The 21,708-nt window shown below is 71.7% G+C and carries 21 protein-coding genes and 3 pseudogenes; 15 read left to right on the top strand and 9 right to left on the bottom strand.

Translation table 11 applies throughout. From position 1 onward, the window contains the following. Positions 1–31: 31 nt before the first annotated feature. The 11 genes and pseudogenes from KUM32_RS26520 (at position 32) to KUM32_RS26475 (ending at position 8,916) form a co-directional block, all read left to right on the top strand. The gene (locus KUM32_RS26520) at positions 32–598 is read left to right on the top strand and encodes a TetR/AcrR family transcriptional regulator (protein ID WP_217144474.1); all 567 of its coding nucleotides are present in this window, start codon (positions 32–34) and stop codon (positions 596–598) included. Between the two features lie 329 nt (positions 599–927). Further along, entirely contained in the window at positions 928–1,434 is a 507-nt protein-coding gene (locus KUM32_RS26515) for a phosphotransferase (RefSeq protein WP_308408723.1), read from the top strand. 240 nt (positions 1,435–1,674) lie between these two features. Continuing rightward, the gene (locus tag KUM32_RS26510) at positions 1,675–2,805 is read left to right on the top strand and encodes a winged helix DNA-binding domain-containing protein (protein ID WP_254406161.1); all 1,131 of its coding nucleotides are present in this window, start codon (positions 1,675–1,677) and stop codon (positions 2,803–2,805) included. A gap of 97 nt (positions 2,806–2,902) precedes the next feature. Continuing rightward, positions 2,903–3,073, top strand: a pseudogene (locus tag KUM32_RS43815) (serine hydrolase); the annotation flags it as partial. A gap of 49 nt (positions 3,074–3,122) precedes the next feature. Beyond that, positions 3,123–3,296 carry a hypothetical protein gene (locus KUM32_RS43810; RefSeq protein ID WP_254406160.1) on the top strand — a complete coding sequence of 58 codons (174 nt, stop codon included), beginning with the start codon at positions 3,123–3,125 and terminating at the stop codon, positions 3,294–3,296. Positions 3,297–3,854: 558 nt separating this feature from the next. Further along, a complete protein-coding gene (locus KUM32_RS26500) occupies positions 3,855–4,082 on the top strand; it encodes a hypothetical protein (protein ID WP_217144471.1) in 228 nt (75 codons plus the stop codon). A gap of 407 nt (positions 4,083–4,489) precedes the next feature. Beyond that, positions 4,490–5,236, top strand: coding sequence for a dienelactone hydrolase family protein (locus KUM32_RS26495; RefSeq protein WP_217144470.1), 747 nt, complete (start codon positions 4,490–4,492; stop codon positions 5,234–5,236). A 286-nt stretch (positions 5,237–5,522) separates the two neighbouring features. After that, on the top strand, positions 5,523–6,518 hold the full coding sequence (locus tag KUM32_RS26490) for an L-histidine N(alpha)-methyltransferase (protein WP_217144469.1): 996 nt from the start codon (positions 5,523–5,525) through the stop codon (positions 6,516–6,518). A gap of 211 nt (positions 6,519–6,729) precedes the next feature. Beyond that, a complete protein-coding gene (locus KUM32_RS26485) occupies positions 6,730–7,881 on the top strand; it encodes a sensor histidine kinase (RefSeq protein ID WP_217144468.1) in 1,152 nt (383 codons plus the stop codon). After that, positions 7,878–8,534, top strand: a complete 657-nt coding sequence (locus KUM32_RS26480) for a response regulator transcription factor (RefSeq protein WP_217144467.1) — start codon at positions 7,878–7,880, stop codon at positions 8,532–8,534. Before KUM32_RS26485 ends, KUM32_RS26480 begins: the two co-directional genes overlap by 4 nt. Positions 8,535–8,541: 7 nt before the next feature. Further along, positions 8,542–8,916, top strand: a complete 375-nt coding sequence (locus KUM32_RS26475; RefSeq protein WP_217144466.1) for a hypothetical protein — start codon at positions 8,542–8,544, stop codon at positions 8,914–8,916. 280 nt (positions 8,917–9,196) lie between these two features. Here KUM32_RS26475 and KUM32_RS26470 read toward each other — a convergent pair whose 3' ends face one another. From KUM32_RS26470 to KUM32_RS26430, 9 genes and pseudogenes are all read right to left on the bottom strand, one after another. Further along, a complete protein-coding gene (locus tag KUM32_RS26470; protein WP_217144465.1) occupies positions 9,197–9,847 on the bottom strand; it encodes a hypothetical protein in 651 nt (216 codons plus the stop codon). Positions 9,848–10,450: 603 nt separating this feature from the next. Continuing rightward, a complete protein-coding gene (locus KUM32_RS26465; protein WP_217144549.1) occupies positions 10,451–10,915 on the bottom strand; it encodes a DUF6624 domain-containing protein in 465 nt (154 codons plus the stop codon). 461 nt (positions 10,916–11,376) lie between these two features. Then, positions 11,377–11,934 carry a DUF3291 domain-containing protein gene (locus KUM32_RS26460; RefSeq protein ID WP_217144464.1) on the bottom strand — a complete coding sequence of 186 codons (558 nt, stop codon included), beginning with the start codon at positions 11,932–11,934 and terminating at the stop codon, positions 11,377–11,379. A gap of 394 nt (positions 11,935–12,328) precedes the next feature. Continuing rightward, a pseudogene (locus KUM32_RS26455) lies at positions 12,329–12,595 on the bottom strand (SDR family oxidoreductase); the annotation flags it as partial. A 331-nt stretch (positions 12,596–12,926) separates the two neighbouring features. Then, a complete protein-coding gene (locus KUM32_RS26450; protein WP_217144463.1) occupies positions 12,927–13,286 on the bottom strand; it encodes a DUF4190 domain-containing protein in 360 nt (119 codons plus the stop codon). A 270-nt stretch (positions 13,287–13,556) separates the two neighbouring features. After that, on the bottom strand, positions 13,557–14,105 hold the full coding sequence (gene ssuE / locus KUM32_RS26445) for an NADPH-dependent FMN reductase (protein WP_217144462.1): 549 nt from the start codon (positions 14,103–14,105) through the stop codon (positions 13,557–13,559). 79 nt (positions 14,106–14,184) lie between these two features. Then, complete coding sequence (locus KUM32_RS26440) at positions 14,185–15,270, bottom strand: LLM class flavin-dependent oxidoreductase (RefSeq protein WP_217144461.1); 1,086 nt, start codon at positions 15,268–15,270, stop codon at positions 14,185–14,187. A gap of 196 nt (positions 15,271–15,466) precedes the next feature. Next, positions 15,467–15,586 (bottom strand): annotated as a pseudogene (locus KUM32_RS26435) (MBL fold metallo-hydrolase); the annotation flags it as partial. 334 nt (positions 15,587–15,920) lie between these two features. Beyond that, positions 15,921–16,205 (bottom strand): DUF2892 domain-containing protein, encoded by a 285-nt coding sequence (locus KUM32_RS26430; protein ID WP_374227557.1) that lies wholly within the window; start codon positions 16,203–16,205, stop codon positions 15,921–15,923. 134 nt (positions 16,206–16,339) lie between these two features. On the opposite strand from KUM32_RS26430, the gene KUM32_RS26425 reads away from it, so the two are divergent. The 4 genes from KUM32_RS26425 (at position 16,340) to KUM32_RS26410 (ending at position 21,550) form a co-directional block, all read left to right on the top strand. Further along, entirely contained in the window at positions 16,340–16,786 is a 447-nt protein-coding gene (locus tag KUM32_RS26425; RefSeq protein ID WP_217144460.1) for a hypothetical protein, read from the top strand. 556 nt (positions 16,787–17,342) lie between these two features. Next, positions 17,343–18,068 carry a hypothetical protein gene (locus tag KUM32_RS26420; protein WP_217144459.1) on the top strand — a complete coding sequence of 242 codons (726 nt, stop codon included), beginning with the start codon at positions 17,343–17,345 and terminating at the stop codon, positions 18,066–18,068. A 55-nt stretch (positions 18,069–18,123) separates the two neighbouring features. Continuing rightward, complete coding sequence (locus KUM32_RS26415; protein ID WP_217144458.1) at positions 18,124–19,227, top strand: alpha/beta hydrolase; 1,104 nt, start codon at positions 18,124–18,126, stop codon at positions 19,225–19,227. 1 nt (position 19,228) lies between these two features. After that, complete coding sequence (locus tag KUM32_RS26410; protein WP_217144457.1) at positions 19,229–21,550, top strand: GMC oxidoreductase; 2,322 nt, start codon at positions 19,229–19,231, stop codon at positions 21,548–21,550. Positions 21,551–21,708: the final 158 nt, after the last annotated feature.

Genomic DNA, 21,708 nt, shown 5'->3' with positions numbered 1-21,708 from the left:
TGAAGCAACATATTGGCTTTAAGCTGGATCCATGAGCCGAAAAGCAATGGTGCGCCCCGGTGGGCGCAGCGCCAGGGTGCAGGCGTCGGTGCACGCCGCCGTGCGCGAACTGGAAGCGGAGGTGGGCCGCGAAGCGCTCACGGTCCCCCTCGTGGCCACCCGCGCCGGAGTCACGCCGTCCACGATCTACCGCCGCTGGGGCGACCTCCAGGAGCTGCTGTCGGACGTGGCCGTCGAGCGCCTGCGGCCCGAGACGGCGCCGCAGGACAAGGGAAGCCTGGGGGCCGACCTGGAGGCCTGGGCCGAGCAGTTCCTGGAGGAGATGTCCGCCCCCACGGGCCGCGCCTACATCCGCGACGCCCTGCTCGGCGACCCGGACGGCAGCAACGCCGGCCAGTGCTCGGCCTACGCGGCCGAGCAGATCGACGTCATCCTCGACCGCGCGGCCGGCCGCGCGGAGAGCACACCCGATGTCGAGACGGTCCTCGACCGTGTCGTCGCTCCCATCATGTACCGCATCCTCTTCCGCCCGGAGGGGCTCGACACCGCGTACGCGCGTCAGCTGGTGGCAGGACTCGCCGGGTCGGCCGATCGCTGACCCGAACGCCTTCGCGGGCGGGATCCCCCACTCCCGAGCGGGACGGTTCCCCGAGGGCCACCGTGGAAGGCGAGGGAACGATCGGGCAGGGTAGGAGGATGCCTGAGACACCCTTGCCCGGCGGTTTCGTCAATGCGGTCGTTCGTGTCGGGGACACGGTGCGCCGCCCGGCCTCGGGTCGCACGCGGTACGTGGGTGATCTGCTGAGGTTGCTCGAAGCCCGTGGCTGGAAGGGTGCTCCGCGGTATCTCGGTGTGGACGAGAAGGGCCGCGAGATCCTCAGTCACCTCGACGGCCATGTGGCATGGGAACCGCGACAACCTGCTGGTGTGACATCGGACGAGAGCCTGGTGACGGTCGCCCGGCTCGTGCGTGAGTTCCACGACCTGACGGCCGGCACCCCACTGGCCGAAGACCAGGAGGTCGTGTGTCACAACGACCTGTCCCCCAAGAACACGGTCTACCGGCTGTGCCGCGGCGAGCTTCGGCCGGCCGCGTTCATCGACTGGGACCTCGCTGCGCCGGGTGCGCGGATCCACGACATCGCCCATGTCTGCTGGCAGTACCTCGGTCTGGGCCCTGGTGTCACCGACGTCGGGGAAGCAGCCCGGCGCATGAGGCTGATCGTCGACCGGTACGGGTTGCCGGACCGGCGCCGACTCGTGTCCACGATCCTGTGGTGGCAGGACCGGTGCCGGCGCGGCATCGAGGCCCAGGCCGACGCGGGTGACGTCGCCATGGCCCGGCTCCGTGACGCGGGGGTGGTGCGGGAGGTTCAGATGGCCTGGCAGTGGGTCTGCGACCATCAGGACGTGTTGGAACGCTCAGTGCGGTGAACGCGTCGTCGATGTCGAAACCAGCAGGCCGATGGAGACCGGCGCCTTCTCCGCCCGAAGGGCGACGGCCGGGGCCCCTTCGGCGGCGCCCGTCCGCGGCTCCCTGGCCCACGCGACACGGTTCGCGCGCGGGACACGGTGACCCGTGCCGTCGATCCCTGACGGGCGCGCGTTCGTGTCACCGACCCTTGGAACACGAGGCGCCGGAAGGTTCGGGACATGACGGTATCCTGCGCCGTTATGATCACTGCGCGCGAACTCAACCGGGCGTCCCTCAGCCGCCAACTGCTGCTGGAACGTGAGCCGCTGACCGTCCCCGACGCGGTCCGGCGCGTGGTCGCGCTCCAGGCGCAGCATCCGGCCTCGCCGTACGTCGCGCTGTGGAACCGGGTCACCAGGTTCGCTCCGGCCGAGCTCGACGCCGCCTTCGCCGGACGCGCGGTGGTCAAGGCGACCCTCATGCGGATCACCCTGCACGCCGTGCATGCCGGGGATTATCCGGTGTTGCGCGCGGCGATGCAGCCCACCCTGTACGCCTCCCGGCTCGGCTTCCGCTTCGCCGAGGCAGGACTGACCCCGGCGGACGCCGAGGAACTGGTGCCGGAACTGCTGGCCTTCGCCCGCCGGCCGCGGAGCTCGGCAGAGATGCAGGAGTGGGTCGGGGAACGGCTCGGTGCCGACAAGAAGGACGGGGCGTGGTGGGGGCTGAAGGCGTTCGCGCCGCTGCACCACGCACCGACGGGCGGGCCGTGGTCATTCGGCCTCCGGCCGTCCTTCGTCGCGGCGGAGACCGGGACCGTCCCCGCAGGACGGGCGGTGGATCCGCAGGCGCTGCAGACCCTGATCCTCCGCTACCTGGCGGGATTCGGGCCCGCGTCGGTGGCGGACGTGGCGCAGTTCGCCATGGTGCGGCGGGCACCCGTCCGCGAGGCGCTGTGCGCTCTGGACGGCGCCGTCGAGCAGGTACAGGGACCGGACGGCAGCACGCTGTTCGACCTCCCGGACGCTCCCCGGCCGCCCGCGGACACTCCCGCGCCGCCCCGGCTCATGGCGATGTGGGACAGCATTCTGCTGGCTCATGCCGACCGCAGTCGGGTGATACCCCCGGCCTACCGCCCCCTGGTGATCCGCAGGAACGGAGACGTCTTGCCCACGTTGCTGGTGGACGGCCATGTCGCCGGTGTGTGGCGCCCGGTGGACGGCGGCGTCGAGGCCACGGCCTTCCACTCCCTGTCACCCGCCACCTGGGACGGACTCGCCGCGGAGGCCCAGTCCCTGAGAGCGCTCCTCGGCGACCGCGAGGCGGAGTTCTACAGCCGCTACCACCACTGGTGGGCGAAGCTTCCCGAGAGCGAAGTGCGGATGCTGTGACCGGCGGCACCACGCAGGGGCGGCGCGCTGGACGTCGGTTACACCTACGGCGGCCGGCAGCGCTCCGTGCAGGAGTTCCTCGACCGCTTCATCTGTCGTCCTGCGCGACAACGAGGTCGTGGGCGAGCAGTACTTCTCCGTCCACAACGTGGCGAGCCGGTTCAACTCCTGGTCGGTGGGCGAGACGGTGACCGCCACAGCCGTCGGCCTCGCCGTCGCCGAGGGAGGCATCGGCTCCCTGGGCGACCCGGTCACCAAGTACGTCCCCGAGCAAGGGGCCGGCGTACGGCGATGTCTCCGTCCGCGAGGTCCACCGCATGTCGTCCGGCGGCGACTGGCCCGGGCGCAACGAGGACTGCTCCGACCCCGCTGCCGGCATCGTCAAGGCTTCCATCCAGATGGCGTTCGGCGCCCGGATGACCGAGATGGCCAAGGAGACCGAGTCCATCGCCGCGTTCCGTGCGACAGCCGACCACCTTAACGGGAGGTGACCGCACTCCCGGCGCCCGGCGGTCTGCAGGCGTGCAGGCACCCACCGCACCTGTCTGGTGAACCCGGGCTCCGGCCACGTCGTGCCCGGAGCCACTGGAACGGGTCGCCCAGAGGTTGATCGCCCCCTCCATGCCCAACCAATCCGCGCCCGCCCCAACCTGAATCCGGCCAAAGGGTCCGTTGTCATGGACATCTTGGCATTCGGCGGGCACACTTCCTGGTCAGTGATTGCTCACCGCATCGGGAGACCGGCATCCGGAATGACCAACGCTCCGCTCTGAGCGGCTCCGGAAGGTAATCCGGAACACCGGTCGCCACCGGACCGAGGAGATGAGACTTTGAGGAAACTCCGCGCGCTCTGCGTCGCCGCAGCCGCCCTTGTTCCAGTGGTCGTCGGAGCATCGCCGGCGCAGGCTGCCGACTATGACATCGCCACGCCGGGGTCCCTGCCTTCCGACGCCATATGCATGTCCGTCACGAGCGGGAACGGTTGCTTCAGGAAATACGGTGATCAGTTCTGGGTCCGGAACTGGGATTCCCCCACGCTCGGCCTCGAAGTGCGGTGGCAGAACGAACTGTGGGACGGCCAGCGGTGGCTGACCTACCGCACGGGCACCTGCACCGCCTACACACTGGACACCGGGCAGTGGGGAGTCTGCAACAAGGACTTCTACGAGAACACCAGCACCAACGCCTATGGAGACCAGGGCAGCAGGGTGCGGTGGCAGATCGTGACGGGCACGACCTTCGGGGCCTGGTCCTCGTGGCACTTGAACAACCAATGAGCGCTTCCCGAGTCCGGGCCGTGGCCGGGTTGCCGGTGCCGTAGGACGTCGGCCTGACACGAGGCAACCCACAGACCTGGGCGGAAGTTCATTGGACCGTTGCTGCCGTCGGTAGGTCCGGCCCGGACCTGAGTCGGGACGCGGGCTTCTTCCAGGTACTGCTGGAAGACGCGATCGCCGAGGCGCCCGCCGGGGCGAGATCGCATGCGGTGACGATGGTTCCGCGCGGGCAGCAATCCGTTTGGCGGACCATCGCGACCACTGCTACGTTTCCGGAGGCCGTGGTGGAGAGCGAGGAGGTGGTACCCGTGAACGCAGTATCGACATGGGTGCTCCCCTCCGGGGTCACGGTCGGGCGATAGGTCGTCCGGGAGCGCCGTTCATGAGCACTCCCGAAAGGCACGACCATGCACTTCACCACTGAACAACGCCTCGACGACGGCGTCCTCGAGCGCGCGTTCACCCTCGGCGAGATCCCCGGCATCCTGTGGACGCCCACCCCCACGCCCACGCCCGCGTCCGCACCGGTGCCGCTGGTCCTGCTCGGCCACCCCCCGCTCGGACTGCGCGCCATGTACCCCCGACTGGTGGGACGGGCCCGACAGGCCGTGGCGGATGGCTTCGCCGCGGCCACCATCGAGCTCCCCGGGAGCGGTGACCGGCCCCGTTGGGCCGCCGTCGAGCAGGCCCGCGCCGACCTGCGCCGGGCTGTGGAGGCCGGCGAACCGGTCGATGAGGAGACCGTCGACGCCCTCGTCCTCCCGCTCGTCGAGAAGTCGGTCCCGGAATGGCAGGCCGCCCTGGACGCCCTCCTGTCGCTGCCCGAGATCGGCGGCCCGGTCGGATACTCGGGAGGAGTGATCTCCATAGGCATCCGGCTCGCGGTGGTCGAGCCGCGCATCTCGGCCGCCGTTCTGTTCGCCGGGAGTCTCGTGCCCGCCGCCATGTTCGAGGAGGCCCGCCAGGTCACCGTTCCGCTGCACGTGCTGCTGCAGTGGGACGACGCAGGGAATGACCGGCAGGCGGCGCTGGACCTCTTCGACGCCTTCGGCTCCAAGGAGAAGACGCTGCACGCCACCATGGGCGGGCACACCGGCGTCCCGCAGTTCGCGGGGGACGCCGCGGCCCGGTTCTTCGCCCGGCACCTGAAGTAGGACCGGGTGTCCGCCGCGGGAACTCCTCGGCGGGGCAGGCTTCGCAGTCCCGGCGGGGTCGCAGACGACCGCAGGGCGCCGCCAGCACCACCATGCCGTCGGCCCCGCACTGATCGCCGTGCTCGACGCGGGCGTCCCCCGGCGGCCTGCCGGTCGGTCCTTCCGCGACTGCGACGCCTGGCCTGACGGTCGTCGGCCTGCGTCCTGCGGGCCCGTCGGAGAGGAGTATCACGTCATGCGGTGGTAGGAAGGAGTCAGGTGCGGTCCCGAGCCTCAGGAGCGGTGGATGAGCGCGGACGGTCGCGGTTCCGATGTCGTGGAGGTCGTGCTCGGGGCGGATGGCCGGGCGGGCGGTGGAGAGGAGGAGTTGCGGGCGGGTCTCGCCGAGCGGCCCCGCCGTATCCCGCACCGCTACGGGTACGACGCGGCGGGATCGCAGCTGTTCGAGGAGATCAGCCGCTTGCCCGCCTACTACCCACCCCGATCGGAACGCAAGCTGCTGCGGGCCCACGGGAGCGAGATGGTGCGTCTGTCGGGCGCCACCGAACTCGTGGACCTCGGAGCCGGCAGCGCGGAGAAGTCGGAGATCCTGCTGGCGGCCATGGACGAGAACGGGGTCCTTCGCGGCTACACGGGGATCGATGTGAGCCGCCACCCGCTGCGGGCAGCCGCCCGGCGCCTCAGGGGCCGGTGGCCGACAGCCCGTGTCACTCTCGTGCACGGGGACTTCGCCACCGCTCTGCCGTGGCTCCATGGCGGAGGGACGGGGCGTCTCATGGCGATGCTCGGCAGCACCTTCGGTTGTCTGACGCCGCCCGAGCGGGTCGCCTTCCTGCGCGCCCTGCGGGCCTGCTGCGGGCCGCGCGACCACGTGCTGCTCTGCACCGACCTCTTCCAGCCGGTGGACACCGTGCGCCGGGCGTACCAGGCCGGGTACTCGGGGGACAGGCCGGTGCGCCGGCTGTTCGCCCTCAACACGCTGACTCACCTCAACAGGCGGTACGGGGCCGATTTCGACCCGGACTGCTTCGAACCGGAAGCGGTCTACGACGTTCCCCTCCGGCAGGTACGGGGTGAGCTGCGTAGCACCAGGCGACAGCAGGTGGCCGTCCCGCGTCTCGGCCTGACCCTTGCCTTCGCCGAGGGCGAGACACTCGTCCACGATGTGCTGCACAAATTCAAGCTGAGCGAACTGGTGCGTGAGCTGGAATCCTTCGGTTTCCGACACCGCCGGCACTGGGTGGAGGAGGAATGCCAGTACGCGGCCGTACTGCTGAACTGAGACCACCGGTGGTCACTCGGGACCGAGGACGGCCGGACTCCCGGTGCGGCAGCCCGAGGACGACGAGGAGGCGGCGCAGGGAAGCGTCATCCAGGGCATTGACACACCAGGGCCGCAGGACCGCTTCCGTGATTCCGTGACACCTGCAACTCTCGTGGAATCGACGGCAGTTCGATGCCCCTTTGCTCGACCAGGGCTTTACGCTGCTGCGATGTGGATCCGCCCCCTCGCAGTCGACGCGCTGATCGCAGCGGCGCTGACCGGTGTGGCGTTGCTGCTGGGACCGGAGGCCGCGCGCCAGGGGCAGAATCCGCTCGACGCGACCGCCTACGCGCTGGTGGTCCTGGTCCACCTGCCGCTCGTGCTCCGCGGCAGGTCCCCTGTCGTGGTCTGCTGCCTCGTGCACGCGACCTGGCTGGTGTACGTCACCGCCGGCTACTGGGCCGTGGTGTGCAGCTTCGGCCCCATGCTCGCCGTCTACACCGTCGCCTCCCTGCGAGCACTGCGCGTCTCCGTCCCCTGCGCCGCGCTGATGGGCGGGGTCTGGATCTATGCGGGCGCGGTGAGCCACACGGACTCCTGGCCGTCCGTCGTCGGGCAGGCCGTGGTCTATCCGGCCGTGCTGTGGCGGTTCGGTGTCATCGCCCGCCGCTCGGCCGAGCTGACCCGGCAGCTGCGCCGGGAACAGGCCGAGCGGGCCCGTCGGGAGGTGGCAGAGGAGCGTGGCCGGATCGCCCGCGAACTGCACGATGTGGTCGCCCACCACATGTCCGTGATTTCCGTGCAGACCGGTCTCGCGCGGTTCGTCTTCGACACCGACCGACAGACCGCGCGTACCGCTCTCGACACCATCGACGCCACCGGCAGGGAGGCTCTCGACGAGCTGCGCCGCATGCTCATGGTGCTGCGCGCCGCCGACGACGGTGCGCCGGTAGGCCCGATGCCGGGGCTGGCCCGCCTCGACGAGATGGCCGAACGCGTCCGCGCCGGCGGGGTCCCGGTCATCCTGACCATCGAGGGCACCCCGCGCCCGCTCGCCCCCGGCGTGGAACTGTGCGCCTACCGGGTGGTGCAGGAGGCGCTCACCAACGTTCTGAAACACGCGCCCGGCGCGCATGCGGAGGTACATCTGAGGTATGAACCGCATCACGTGACTGTTTCGGTCACGGACGACGGCGAGGGGGTGATTCCGGACAGAGTCCGCACCGGCGGCGGGCACGGCTTGCCGGGCATGCGCGAGCGGGCCAAGCTCTACGGCGGGCAGATCAGCATCGGCCCGCAGGAGCAAGGTGGCTTCGCCGTGCGGCTGACCCTGCCGACCTCCGCGCGGGCCGCAGGGCGGGGGGACGACGCCACCACATGACCACCGTGCTCGTCGTTGACGACCAGTTCCTCATCCGGGCAGGACTGGTGGGCCTGCTGCGCGCCGCGCCTGGCATCAAGGTGCTCGGCGAGGCCAGCGACGGCGCGGAAGCCGTGGCACTCGCCGCCGAGACCGCCCCCGAGGTGATCCTGATGGACATCCGGATGCCCGGCATGAACGGTATCGAGGCCACTGAACGCATCCTCGCCGAGGCCTCCGACCCGCCGCCCCGCATCCTGGTGCTGACCACCTTCGACCTCGATGAGTACGTCTATGGGGCGCTGCGCGCCGGAGCGTCCGGTTTCCTGCTCAAGGACTCCGGCCCGGAACGGCTGCTTGCCGCGGTGACCGCGGTCGCCGGTGGCGATGCGCTCTTCGCACCCAGTGTCACCCGCCGGCTGGTCGAGGCGTACGCCCGCCAGTCCGCGTGCGAACGGCTCGCAGACCTGGATGTGCTGACATCCCGGGAACTGGAGGTCCTGAAGCTGATCGCACGCGGCTTGTCCAACCCGGAGATCGCCGACCTCCTCTCCATCAGCGAGGCGACCGTCAAGACCCACCTGAACCGCACGATGACCAAACTGGACCTGGACAGCAGGGCACAGGCCGTGGTGGCGGCGTACGAATCGGGGCTCGTGACTCCGGGCGGTTAGCGGCCGGATGCCGGCGCTCACCGCACCGGCCGCCGCAGCGGTACCGTCCGCTGCCGTCGCCTGCCCGACCACCCCTGTCGACGACGTCGAGTACGGGGCCACGCACGTCCGTGCCACCCTGACCTGGCACGCCCGGTCGGTCGGGTTTCACGGGCACGTCCGGGCCGTCGCCGCCAGTGGCTGCCGCGGGGCGTGGGCCGGCACGTACGACGCTGCCGACGCCCCGTTGGACGCCAGGAGCACCAGCACGCTGTGCGACGGGGTGAAGTCGATCGACTTCGCGGTTCCTGCGGATGTTCCCGGTGGGGCCGCGCAGTTCCTCGTCTGTCTTGACGACGAGAACGCCGAGCCGCGCAAGTGCGTGCGCTACGAACGCCCTTGACGGCCGTCGTCCGCTTTCCTGCCGGTTTCACCCGGCAGGAAAGCGGGGTGGACACGACGCACCGTGTGGCCGGGGCGCGGCAGGACGACGGTCCGGGGGGATCGGTAGGGCCCTTCGCGGGGCGACCGTGGACGGCCGTTGCTCACCGCCGTGAGAACACTGACCGGGGGGAGACGGTCAGCGCATGCGGAGCTGCGCGGCCCGGGCAGCCGGCGTCCGGGAGGTTCCGGTCAGGCTCGCCACGGCGGTCTCGAGCTCCGAGGCCGGGGTAAGTCCCGGGTCAGGGCCGGAGGTCTGCGGCTGTGGCACTTCTCAGAAAGGGGGTGTATCGGTCCAGCACGTTGAGAGCCGTGTCGGGGTCGGGCTCGGCGTCGAGTTCTTCGTCGTCCTCGTAGGGGACCAGGCGCACGGCGGCCGCGACCGTGTCCCGATTCCAGGTGCCCGCGCGAACCGAGGCCAGGAGGGCGACCAGTGCGTCGCGGTCGCTCTCTCCTTCGGCGACCTCGCCCAGGGCGATGTCCGCTTCGCCCAGGAGGTGCTGGTCGTCGATGACGTTGGCGAGGACGAGACCCGGGGCGCCGACGGCAGGCGTCCAGGAGGTTCCGTTCCAGCGGGCCGCTCCGCTCAGGGCCAGATCCTCCTCGGAGGCGAAAGGCTCCGGGAGTTTCGCGAGTTCCAGCGCGGCGCGGACGTCCTCGTGGGGCAGCTGAACGCCGTACTCGTCGCGATCGCGCGTCACCAGCACAGGCGCAGTCCCGGCCAGGTCGAGCACGAACGAGCTGCCGCCGCCGTCGTCGTGGACGGCCCGCTCGGCCCCGGGCTCGTACCTGGGAGGCAGGTCCATCACCGCGGAGAACGCCGCGTTGAAGGCCAGCCCCGCCGCGATGCGGCTGGGCGAAGGGATCAATGACCAGTCCTTGTGCGCACTCATAACGCAGATCGTCCCACCACCCACTGACAGTTCCACCGGCCAGGGTGCGGCCTGTGCCCACCCGGCTGTGCCGGGCTCTGACCGTGGGGGCCGCCGGCCCTGGCAAGACGCCACGTCGCTGGCCGACTCCACCCGTACCCACTACGCGTCTGACAACGGCACACCCGGAGCAACGGCGACTGATCCAAACGAAGCCGCCCACCGCCTGGCCGTGCTACGTGAGGTCGGCGTGTGGTGCTGTGCGCACCATGCGGTTCACATCAAGGCGCGCCCACGCTCGGTCGGGTGATGACACCGGATCGGCGCAACCCTCCCGGCCGGCTGGTCGTGGTGCCTACCCGAACCCGATCAATGAGGCGCACGTGCGCGGCCGGGCATGGTCGTCGTCGATGTCGTGGCCGCGGACGATGCGACCGCCGTGGCCTTCCAGGAGGCGCTCGCCGGGCGGTGGGGAACCGCGGGCTGCCGACCGGACGGACCCGGCCACCCGGTGAGCCGGGGTGCGGCTGGGGCCGACACAGCCGTTCCGCTCACACCATGTCCTGTGCGGGGAGGCGTGCGAGTCGCTCGCGGCAGCACACGACCGTGGCTGGAAACGGGGCATCAGCCCATGGAGAACTTGGCGACGTACGCGTCGAAGGGCTCGATGCCGACTTCCGCACGGAGTTCGTCGACGCGCTCGGGCTCTTCACAGGGCCACGGAACCGGTGCCCCGTCCTTCACTCCGGCGATCTGAGTGCCGTAGACCTGCTTACGGCCCTCATTGACGAGCGTGCGGTCGCGCAGAAAGGCCAGCTCGCGGGGGCTGGCCGAGCCTGCCACCACCGCCTGCCGCATCAACTGGAGGGCACGGCGCTGAACGTCGAGCTGTCGGTCGGCGTGCTGGGCGATCAGCCATGCCGCGCGTGCGGCCTCTTCACCGACGAGTTTCTCCGTCGGCCAGCCGTACTCGTCCATGATCTCACCGAGCCGGTCACCGTGCCGGGCGGTCAGCCGTCGCCAGGCCAGTTGCTCGGCGGGGTCGTCGCTGTTCGCGTGGACAGCGGACTGGTGATCGGCCGCAGCCATGTCCGTGAGTTCCGCCGCCAGCGCGGCAATATCGTGCACCCCTTCCAACCCCCAGGTGAATCTGAGCTTTTGTGTCCGCCCACCAGCGTAGAGGCGCAAAGCGGACGTAAAGATCATTCCGGAGAACGGTGACAGTCGCCCCCTCGCACGGGGATAATGGACCTACCCCGGAGGTCAGGACCGCGCGGCGAACCGATACGCCCCCGCAGTGCTGGAGGTGCCTCCCCGTGCGGTGGTAGTGCTCACAGGAAGCAGTGCCTCCGGAACTCCCCGACTCCGGTCAGACAGTCATGACGGAACCGGCGAGGGCCCCGATGGCCACGCAGGGGCCGAAGAAGACGTGAGCGCGGCGGGGGCGGCAGCCGCGATCCGCGTCACTCCGACACCACGCCGACGACGACACCAGCAGCTGCCGCCCGGCTCAGGTGTCGTCCCCCTACTCCAGCAAGGGCGCTTCCGTGTCAGCGAACCTGGTCGCTCTTCGGTCCGATGCCTTCGATCCTGGTCGGAGTTCCGTCCGGGGTGAACGAGTGGCGGAAGGTGAAGGCGTGCGGCGCGGAGCCGTGGGCGTGGAGGTGCTCCAGCCTGGAAACCCCGTCCTGCCAGGTGGGTATCACGCCGTCGGAGACCCACCAGAACACGTAATTCGGGTGTCCTGTCCTCTCGAACCAGTCGTGACGCCTGTTCAGCGCCTGACGGTGCAGGCCGGTGTAGACGGCGTCGAAGGCGGGGCGCAGGTCGGTCCAGAGAGAGAGGGTCGTGGCCAGGGCGGTGGTATCCGGCGTACGGCCCTTGCCGTACCAGGCCGGTACGACGAATTCTCCCCACGCACCCCAGTCCGCGCCGAAGAGCGCGCCCCGGTCGCCGTCTGCCGCTTCAGCACGCGCGAGGTATCCGGGGTGCTGACTGATCCTCCGGTAGACGGCCTCGCCAATGTCGTAGAACTCGCTCGTGAGAGGTGTGGGATCGGCGAGAGGCGATTTCAGGACGCCGAATGTGTACAGAGCAAGATGGGGCATGCGTCTCTCCCTGGTCGGGGGTGCCTGGTGTGGACCCGGTCCGGTGGCTTGCCCATGGGGGCGAGGATCCATGGGGTGCGACCGACGCATCCCGTTGTGGGTGGCTCAGCCTGAAGAAGCCCCCTGTGCGACCGTGGGCAACCGCCGAAGACCAGGTGAAGGTAGCTGCCTCTGCGGGCCATGTCGAAGTTGCGTTTTCCCCGTCCAAGTGGCCTCCTGAACAGGCCCTTGGGTGGGTTTCCGTGCTGGAGGCGGTGTTGCACATGGGCGCGGGACAAGACATCCGCAGCATTGATGTCCCGCGTGGGGAAAATCGGAGCGTTCAGTCTTCCGAGTGGCGAAAGGGGGTGATCCTCCACGTGAGGAACGAGCGCCTGGCCCACCTGGACCACCCCGCGGTGAAGCCGCCGTCAGCGGCGACCACGGCCCCCGTGATGAAACTGGAGCGTGGTAGGGCGAGGAAGCACAGGACCTCGGCGATCTCCAGAGCACCCTTCGACGCGCTGCAGGCGGCACCTTCGGGCAGGGCGACGGTGCAGGCGTAGGAGCCGGTGCTGACGATGGCTCCGCCGCCGCTTGCCTTCATGGCCCGGAAGGCTTCGCGGGTGCAGAAGAAGGAGCCGCGGGCGTTGACCGCCATCACGGCGTCCCAGTCCTCGGCTCCATCCACGCCACCCGGCGCCAGGTCCAATCCTGGCCCCACCACTACTGAGCCGACGCACACGGTGATCGGCGGCAATGGCGCCGGCGATCTTCAGAAAGCCTGAAGCCGTTCGTACCAAGGCGTTCGTGATCCTGGACGGCACCCTCCTGCCGATCGAAGAACCGCTGCCTGGCCGAGCAGGCAGCGGCGGCCTCGAAGAGCCGGCGACTCCTGACTCCTGCGGGAGCTCCGCTGCGGCACCAACCGCATCACCGCGATCATCCAGGCCGTACTCGTCCTCCGACACGGGTCAGCGTGAGGCCGGCACAGGCTCGGACGCTGCCCCTGCTCAGGAAGCGGAGTCGGCGAGGAGCGTCAGCCCTGCCAGTAGTCCCGCGTAGGCCAGGACCAGCAGCAGACTGAAGAAGACCAGTATCCAACCGGTCACGATACCGAGCAGCGCGACACCGCGGTCGCGGCCGCCCAGGCGCTTGCCCCGACGGCGGCCGAGGTGCCCAGCGGGGATCGCGACGACTCCCGACGCGAATACCAGGAACGTGTAGAACCCGCCGTACATCAGCCAGAACATCGGCGTCAGGAAGATGCCCGCGATCAGACCGGCGCCCAGAAAGGCGGCCCAGATGCTGATCCGAGCAGGCGTGTTGCGAGGAGCGCTTGCCGCATCGATGTCCTGAGAAGCTGTGGTCACGTTCGTTTCCCCCTGGCTGGTCCCGGCGAGCCACTCTACGAGAACGGCCTGTCTGAGCCACCCACGGCATCCCCCACCACGTCATCCCGCGCCTCGGTTGCGAGCTCCCCACCACGGGTGCCCACATCGCCCGCATGAACGGACCACAAGACCCCCGCAGCCTGGGCAAGGACAAGGACTCCGGCGGACCGTGTGAGGCCGCCGAGGGCCAGGCAGGTGGCCCGTGGGGTCCGTACTTCCGGCTAACCGGGCAGGGCGGTCCGGCGGTCGTCAGGGGGCGGTCAGCTGTCCGCGGGACGGGAGAGCGCGTGCGAACTGGTCGAGGATGTGAGCCAGTTGCCGCTCGTCGTCGAGGTCGAGGGTCCTTGCGCCGTCCGGGGCGGTCGTGATGTGCCGGTCCAGGACGAACCGGCCCTGGCAGACCTGGGCGCCGAGCGCGGTGAGCACCGGGCGCAGGGCGTAGTCGAGGGCGAGGACGTGGGCCGGGCTGCCGCCGGTGGCCAGGGGGAGCACAGGTTTCCCGGTGAAGGCGTGCTGGGGCAGCAGGTCGAGGAAGGTCTTGAGCAGGCCTGAGTAGGCGGCCTTGTAGATGGGGGTGGCCACGACGAGCGCGTCGGCCTCGGCGACCAGGCTCACGGCGCGGGCGAGGGACGCGTCGTGGGTGTCCGCGGTGAGCAGCGGGGCCGCGGGCAGGTCGCGCAGGGCGAGCACGTGCGTCCGGTGGCCGCGGGCCCGCAGGCCCGCGGCGGTGTGCTCGGCCAGGACGGCGGTACGGGACGTACCGGACGGGCTGCCGGCCAGGGCGAGGACGGTGGCCACGAGAACTCCTCGAGAGCCCCTGGAGACTCAGGGGCTCGGTGGTGGAGGGGCGGTTGGGCGGAGGTCCGCCCGTCCGGCGTCAGCGCGGGCTGTCGGGCATGCCGTAGGCGTCGGCGATCAGCTCGGTGGAGCGCAGCCGGGCCTGGACGGAGTGGCCGACGCTGCCGATCATGAGCTCGTCGGCGCCGGAGTCCCGCTGGACCTGGTCCAGGTGGGCGGTGACCTGCTCGGGGGTGCCGTGCGGCACGTGGTCCAGCCAGCTGTCGACGGCCTGGCGTTCCTGGGCGTCGTAGGTGTAGGCGTCCACCTCCTCGGGGGACGGCAGCAGGTAGGACTTGCGCTGGAACATGCGGAGCATGGCGTGCGCGAGGGTGCCGGCCTGGCGGCGGGCCTCACCCTCGTCCTCGGATGCCGCGACGGTGAAGCTGACCAGCGCGTACGGCTCGGCCAGGGCCTCGGACGGGGTGAACCGCTCGCGGTACAGACGCAGGGCGGCCACGACATCGCGCGGGTTGAAGTGCGCGGCGAAGGCGAACGGCAGGCCGAGCCGGGCGGCGAGCTGCGCCGAGTAGCCGGACGAACCGAGCAGCCACACCGGCAGGCGGCCGGTGGGCGCGGTGACGCCGTTGAGCCGGTCCTGGGCGGGCCCGGGCACGGCGTACACGCGGTCGGCGTAGGGGTGCTCGGCCGGGAAGTCGTCACCGAGGAAGTGCAGCAGCTCGATGACCTGCTGGGGGAAGTCCTCGGCGCCGCTCGCGCCGCGGCGCAGGGCGGCAGCCGTGGCGTGGTCGGTGCCCGGGGCGCGTCCCAGGCCCAGGTCGATGCGGCCGGGGGCGAGGGCGTCCAGCATGCCGAACTGTTCGGCGACGACCAGCGGCGGATGGTTGGGCAGCATGATCCCGCCCGCGCCGAGCCGCAGCCTGCTGGTCTCCGCGGTGAGCCGGGACAGCAGGACGGGCGGGCTGGAGGTGGAGACGCCCGGCATGGCGTGGTGCTCGTTCATCCAGTAGCGGGTGAAGCCGCGCCGGTCGGCGAGCCGCGCGAGTTCGATGCTGCCGGCCAGCGCCTCTGCGGCGGTCTGGCCGGTGCCGGTCATGGCGGAGTCCAGTACGGACAGGGCGGCGGGGGCCGAGCCATGGCGGGTGCCGCGGATCGGGTCGGTCATGGTTGTGCGGTCCTTCGGTGTGGAGGCGTGTGGTGCGCGGGGTACGGGGGAGTGGTGGGGGCGCCGGCCGGCAGTCGCGGCGGGTCTCTGTGCGGCCGGTGCCCGGCCGTGTCCGGAGTGCCCGGCCCCTGGCCGGCGTAGGCGTGTGACCTGCGTGGGGTCAGCCGCGGAGGCCGAAGCCGACGCGGTCGGCGAGACCGGCGGCGGCGAAGCTCGGGTCGGTGAGAAAGCGCAGGCCGCCGTACTCGAACAGGGCGGTCGGGCCGCCGAAGACGCGGACGGGGAACGGGGCGTCCTGCAGGGTGGGGGAAGACACGGAAGAGGTTCCTCATGGATAGATTGCCTGTTAACCGTGATTCGACTGTACGCATGTCTCACGGATGAATGCAACTCGTACCATGAGAGCCATGGAAGGGCGTGTGAGGGAAGAAGTCGTCCCGCCGCCGGCACGGCGATCAACGACGCGATGAGCCGCCGCCGACCTGTTGACGGCGAGACCGCCGAGCGCGCCGGCCCGCTCGGCGGAAGACCCACCGGGCGCCGCACCCCGCCCTCCCCGGTGCGGCGCTGCCGGACGGCGGGCCGCCTGCCGCCGTCCGGCAGCAGGAACACGCCGAACACCACCGGCGCCCAGGGGTGCCGACACGGGGTCAGACGGTCAGGCGCAGCAGGGTCTCGTCGAAGGAGGCCGCGCTCTTGGGCGGCCGGTTGTGGGGGAGCCTGGCCAGGGCGGCGGCCATGCCGCAGGTGTTGGTCACGCCGGAGAAGACGAGCCCGGCGCCGATGGCCCCGGACAGCCAGTGCGCGGGCGGCCAGGCGAGGCCGGCCAGGAAGCCGGTGAGGGCCAGGGTGCCGTCGGCGAGGCGAACCTGGTGGTCCATGGGCCAGGCCGTGGACCTGACGGCGCCGCGTCCCTGCGCCCTGCCGTGGGCCATCGGTCCGCCTTCCGCGGTACTCCGCAGGTTTACCCCGGCTCAACCACCGGTGTGACGACCGGGAGGGCGTGCACGCGCCAGCATGGGTGCTCACGTCAGAGCGCCCTGAGGGGCGGGCGAGAACGGGGAATCGAATGCGCGTCGGACGTATGTCCACGATCTGCGGTGTCTTCGCGACGACGGCGGCCATGGTGGTGGGGTTCGCCCCTCAGGCCTCGGCCGCAGGCCACTGGGAGGACCCGTGGAGGAGCTACGCCGGCTACCGGTACACCTCCTCCGACTGGAAGGGCGCCCGGAGCTACATGGAGATCTCCTGGAGCTCCAGCGGCAACGCGTCGGTCTACGGCTACGCGCGCGACACCGCCGGCGACGGCTACGGCGCGCTGGCGCAGGTGATTTACGAGTACTGGAACGGGTCGGAGTGGATACCCACCCAGCGGACCCTGGCGAAGACGAGCGCTGGCAAGGGCAGCGAGTCGTGGAACTACGGCAAGCACGCCACGGTCAAGGTCCGCAACGTCTGGCTTCGCTCATGCCTGTGGAACTCCGCGGGCACGATCTGCGAGGGCGGTGCCCACTGACGCGACCGCCTCGCGAGAGGCCGTACTCCGGCCAACTCCACGCGGCGTGAAGGGCGGGTGGCGGCGCCGCGCGTCCGCGGGTGACCATCCGTGTCCGCAGGCGCGGTCCAGGGCGAGGTGCCCGGTGCCGGCCCGGGGCTCTCGTCACGGACGGTGCGGCGGCGCGGGGCCGGCAGGGCGGGCCGCCGTCCCGATTCTTCCTCGGGGCGGGTGCCGTGATCGTCCTGTATCGGGCCCCGCCCCGTCGAGTCCGAGGCGGACGAGTGCGGCGAGTCACCCGGTCGCCGAGGCTCGGCAGTCACTGCCTCACCGGCCGGTCCAGCGCCGTCGCGGAACGGGGCGCGCGCACAGCGCCCGGTGCGGACTGGGGCGCGCACAGCGTCCGGTGCGGACTGGGGCCCGGCTACCGCGCCGGTCGTACGGGGCGGGGTGCACCGCGGCGGTACGACACCGGATCACCGCTGGTGGTTGACGCCTACGGGCCGGGTCAGCCGTGGCGTCGGGCACGGTCGTGGCCGGGAGCGACGGGGGTGACGGGAGCAACGGGGGTGACGATGTGCTGGCTGCGTCGGTGCAGTTCACCGAGGTGCTGCGGGGCTGGATGCGTGCGGCGGGGGACGCCGGGGCGGCCCGGTGGCCGGCCGCCGCCCGGCTGACGGTGACCCTGGACGACGTCGAGGGTTTTCTGCGGGGCGCCCGCCGGGCTCGTGCCGAGGGCTGGGTGGAGCCGCCCGCGCTCGGGGGTCGCCGCCCGATGACGGCCGGGACCGTCGACTTCTTCGTGCCCGTTCCGCCGGCCGCGCCCACCGGACGCACCACGCGGCTCGGGCTGCTGTACACCCTCCCCTTCACCTCGGCGTGCGGGACGCCGTACATCCTGCACGGGGTCAAGAGGCTCACCGGGGGTGCGCCGTGTCGGATCTGGCCGGAGACCACCGCGTTGGACGTACGGGTCGTCGCCGCCACGGAGCAGGCGGCGGCGCTGACCGCGCCGGAAGAACCCGCCCCGGACGGGCAGATCACGGACGGGCCGGTCACGGACGGGCCGGTCACGGACGGGCCGGTCACGGACCCGGACGGTGTCGTCGCCGAGGGCGAACTGCGCATCGGGCCGGCCGCGTTCCTGCGGCAGCTCACCACCTTCCGCGGCACGGGGCCGGGCGCCGGGCGGGCCGCGGGCGCCTTCGTGCTCGACTTCGCCGCGCATCTGGCCCGCCTGTACACGGTTCCCCGGCCGCCGTCGTCCCGCGGCCGTTCCGCCCGGCCTTCCCGTTCCGGCTGAGCTCCCCGCCCGTGTCCCCGCCCACGCCGTCCTCTTCCACGCACGGAGGAATCCGATGGAACAGCGCCCCACCCGCGGCACGATGGCCGGGGTCGCCGACGTGGCCGTGACCCGGCACTCGTTCGGCACCGGCGACGGCCTGACCCTGGACCTGACCCGGCTGCGCCGCGCCGACTGCGACGACGTGGTGCTGCTGGTGCACGGGCTGACCTCCTCGTCGGACATCTTCGTGATGCCCGAGCACCGCAACCTGGCCGGCTCTCTGCTCGACGCCGGCTTCACCGACGTGTGGACGCTCGACTTCCGGATGAGCAACCGGCTGCCGCACAACACGGAGCCGGGCCCGCACAGCCTGGACGACGTGGCCCTGTTCGACATGCCGGCCGCGCTGGCCGAGCTGCGGCGGCACGTGGTCGGCGGGCGGATCCATGTCGTCGCGCACTGCCTGGGCTCCGTCTCGTTCAGCATGGCCCTGTTCGGCGGGCTGGTGGACGGGGTGACCAGCCTAGTGTGCAACAGCGTGTCGCTGGCCGTCGACGTGCCCGGCTGGTCGCGGCGAAAGCTGTCCTGGGGCCCGCTGCTGGCCCGGCGGGCGCTCGGCACGACGGTCCTGGACCCGCGCGCCTCCCGGAACCCGGCGTGGACCCCGCCGTGGCTGCTGTCCCGGCTGGTGTCGCTGGCGCACCCGGAGTGCGACAACCCCGCCTGCCACATGATCAGCTTCATGTGGGGCAGCGGCTGGCCGGCCCTGTACGGCCACGACAAGCTGGACCCGGTCACCCACGACCGCATCGCCGACCTGCTCGGCCCCTGCGACCTCGGCTACTACCAGCACGTGGCCCGGATGGTGCGCGCCGGGCACGCCGTCAAGTGCCGTCCCGACGACCCGCGCCACGCCGTGCTGCCCGACGACTACCTGGAGGAGGCCGGCGACCCGGACACCGCGATCCTGTTCCTCACCGGCGACCGCAACCACGTCTTCGGCGACTCCGCGCTCCGCTGCCACCGCGAGCTGCTGCGCCGCCACCCCCACCGGGCCCGCGACTGGGAGGCGGCGGTGATCCCCGGCTACGGCCATCTCGACACCTTCATCGGCCGCGACGCCGCCGACGACGTGTTCCCCGTCCTGATCGACTTCCTCAAGCGGAAGGCGGGCTGAGATGCCGGGCCTGCGCGGACCCGGCGCGGGCTCCGGGGGCGCGGAGCAGGTGGACGCGATCGTGGTGGGGTCCGGTTTCGGCGGCGCGGTCGCCGCGTTCCGGCTCGCTTCGGCCGGGCTCTCCGTGGTGGTGCTGGAGCGCGGTGCCGCCCACCCGCCGGGCTCGTTCCCGCGCACCCCGGCACAGTTCGCGGGCGCGCTCTGGGCACCCCGGGACGGCCTGTTCGGTCTGTACGACGCGTGGCGGTTCGGCGGGTTCGATGCCGTGGTCGCGAGCGGCCTCGGCGGCGGCTCACTGATCTACGCCAATGTGCTGCTGCGCAAGGACGAACACTGGTTCGTGCGGAACCGGGAACTCCCGGGCGGCGGGCGGGAGCACTGGCCACTGGACCGCGCCGACCTCGACCCGCACTACGACGAGGTGGAGCGGATGCTCGGCGCTACCCCGTACCCGCTCGACGACCCCGCCTACCTGGCGGCGGCCCCCCGCACGGTCGCACTCCGCGAGGCCGCCGCCGCGACCGGCCACCGCTTCGTGCTCCCGCCCCTCGGCGTCTCCTTCGCGCCCCGGCCCGGCGCCGCGCCCGCACCGGGCCGCCCGCTCGCGGACACCCCTTACGGCAACCTGCACGGTGCGGCCCGGCGCACCTGCCGGCTGTGCGGCGAGTGCAACGTGGGCTGCAACGACGGTGCCAAGAACAGCCTGGACCACACGTATCTGTCCGCGGCCCGGCACCACGGCGCGGACCTGCGGACGCTGCACGAGGTGCGGGAGGTCCGCGCCATGCCGGGAGGCGGTTACGCCGTCGACTACACGCGGCACGTCCGCCCCGGCGGCTCCGCCGGGCCGGGCTCCGGTGACGGCGGCCGGGGAACCCTGCACTGCCGGCGGCTGGTGCTGGCCGCCGGCGCGCTGGGCACGGTCCGGCTGCTGCTGCGCTCCCGCGACCGACTCCCAGGGCTGAGCCCGGCGCTGGGCTCACGGTTCTCCACCAACGGCGACGTCCTCGCGTTCCTGTTGGGCGCCCGCTCCGGGGGACGTCCGCGTCCGCTGGTGCCCAGCTCCGGTCCGGTCATCACCGGCGCGGTCCGGCTGCCCGACGCCGCCGATCCGGGGCCGGGCGGGGACAGCGGCGGTCCGGAGGTCCCGGGCGGTGCCCGGGGCGGCTATGTGCAGGACGGTGGCTACCCGGCCTTCCTGCAGTGGCTGGTGGAGAACGGGCGGCTGCACCGCGGGGCCGGGCGGGCCGCCCGCTTCCTGGCCGCCCGGATGGCCGCCCGCGGCTCCGGCGAGACCAGGATCGGCGCCTCGCTCGCCGGCCTGCTGGGCGACGGCCTGTGGACGGAGACGTCGCTGCCGCTGCTGGGGATGGGGCGGGACGTCCCCGACGGGCGTCTCGCGCTGCGCGGCGGCCGGCTCGCCGTGGACTGGACATCGCGTGCCAGCCGGGCCTACTTCGACGGCATGCGAGCGGCGATGCGGGGCCTGGCCGGGGCGCTGGAGGCCGGGTTCGCCGACAATCCGCTGGGCCGCGGCGGGCGCGTGATCACAGTGCACCCGGTGGGCGGCGCACCGATCGGGACCGGCCCCCGGGAGGCGGTCTGCGACCCGTTCGGCGAGGTGTTCGGCCATCCCGGGCTGTACGTCGTCGACGGGGCGGCCATGCCAGGACCGGTGGGCGCCAACCCGTCGCTGACCATCGCCGCGTTCGCCGACCGCGCCGCCCGCCGGATGCTGGAGCAGCCGCCTCCGGTGCCCGCGGTGCGCCCGGTCCCGGGCCACCGCCGGGCGACCTCGCTGACGTTCGCGCAGACTCTCCACGGTGTCTGCTCCGTGTCCGCCGGACCCGGCGGGGAGCGAGGACGGGCCCGGCTGGCGCTCGCCGTCACCGTGGACGACGCCGATGCCTTCCTGGACGACCCGGATCCGCGGGCCCGGGCCGAGGGCCGGCTCGACTGGCCCCCGTTGGGGAGCGGACTCGCCGTCCGGGGCGAGGTGCGGGTCACCGCCGGCGACGGCACAGCCCACTACCGGCTGGACTTCACCACCCCCGGTGGCCGCGGCCTCCGCCTGCTCGGCCGCCAGCGGCTCCCGGGAGCCCTACTGCGGCCGGGGCATCTGGTCTTCGACATCACCGAGCCGGAAGGCGGAGGGGCTGACGGTCCCGGCCATCCGGTCGCCCGCGGCACGGTCGGGCTGCGGCCGGGGGCCGTGCTACTGCTGCCGCTGACGGTCCGTACGACGGGCCCCCGCGGGCCCGAGGCGGCGGCGCGGGTCGGCACCTTCCTGCTCGGCGCGCTGTGGAGCAGGGGGGTGTGGTGACCGGCCCTGCCGGAAGAGGATGAGGCCGGTGGCCTTCTCCTCGTCGGCGTTCCTCTGTGACGAGTGGTGAGGAGCCTTCGACCGTCGACCGGCTCCTTGCCCGACGGCGCGTCCCGGCAGTGCCGCGTTCACCGCCACCGCGAAGGCGGTGGCGGCCA

The sequence above is a fragment of the Streptomyces sp. AC627_RSS907 genome (genome assembly GCF_019049165.1).
Note: the sequence above shows the minus strand (reverse complement) of the source record. Positions and strands in the feature narration are given on the sequence as shown.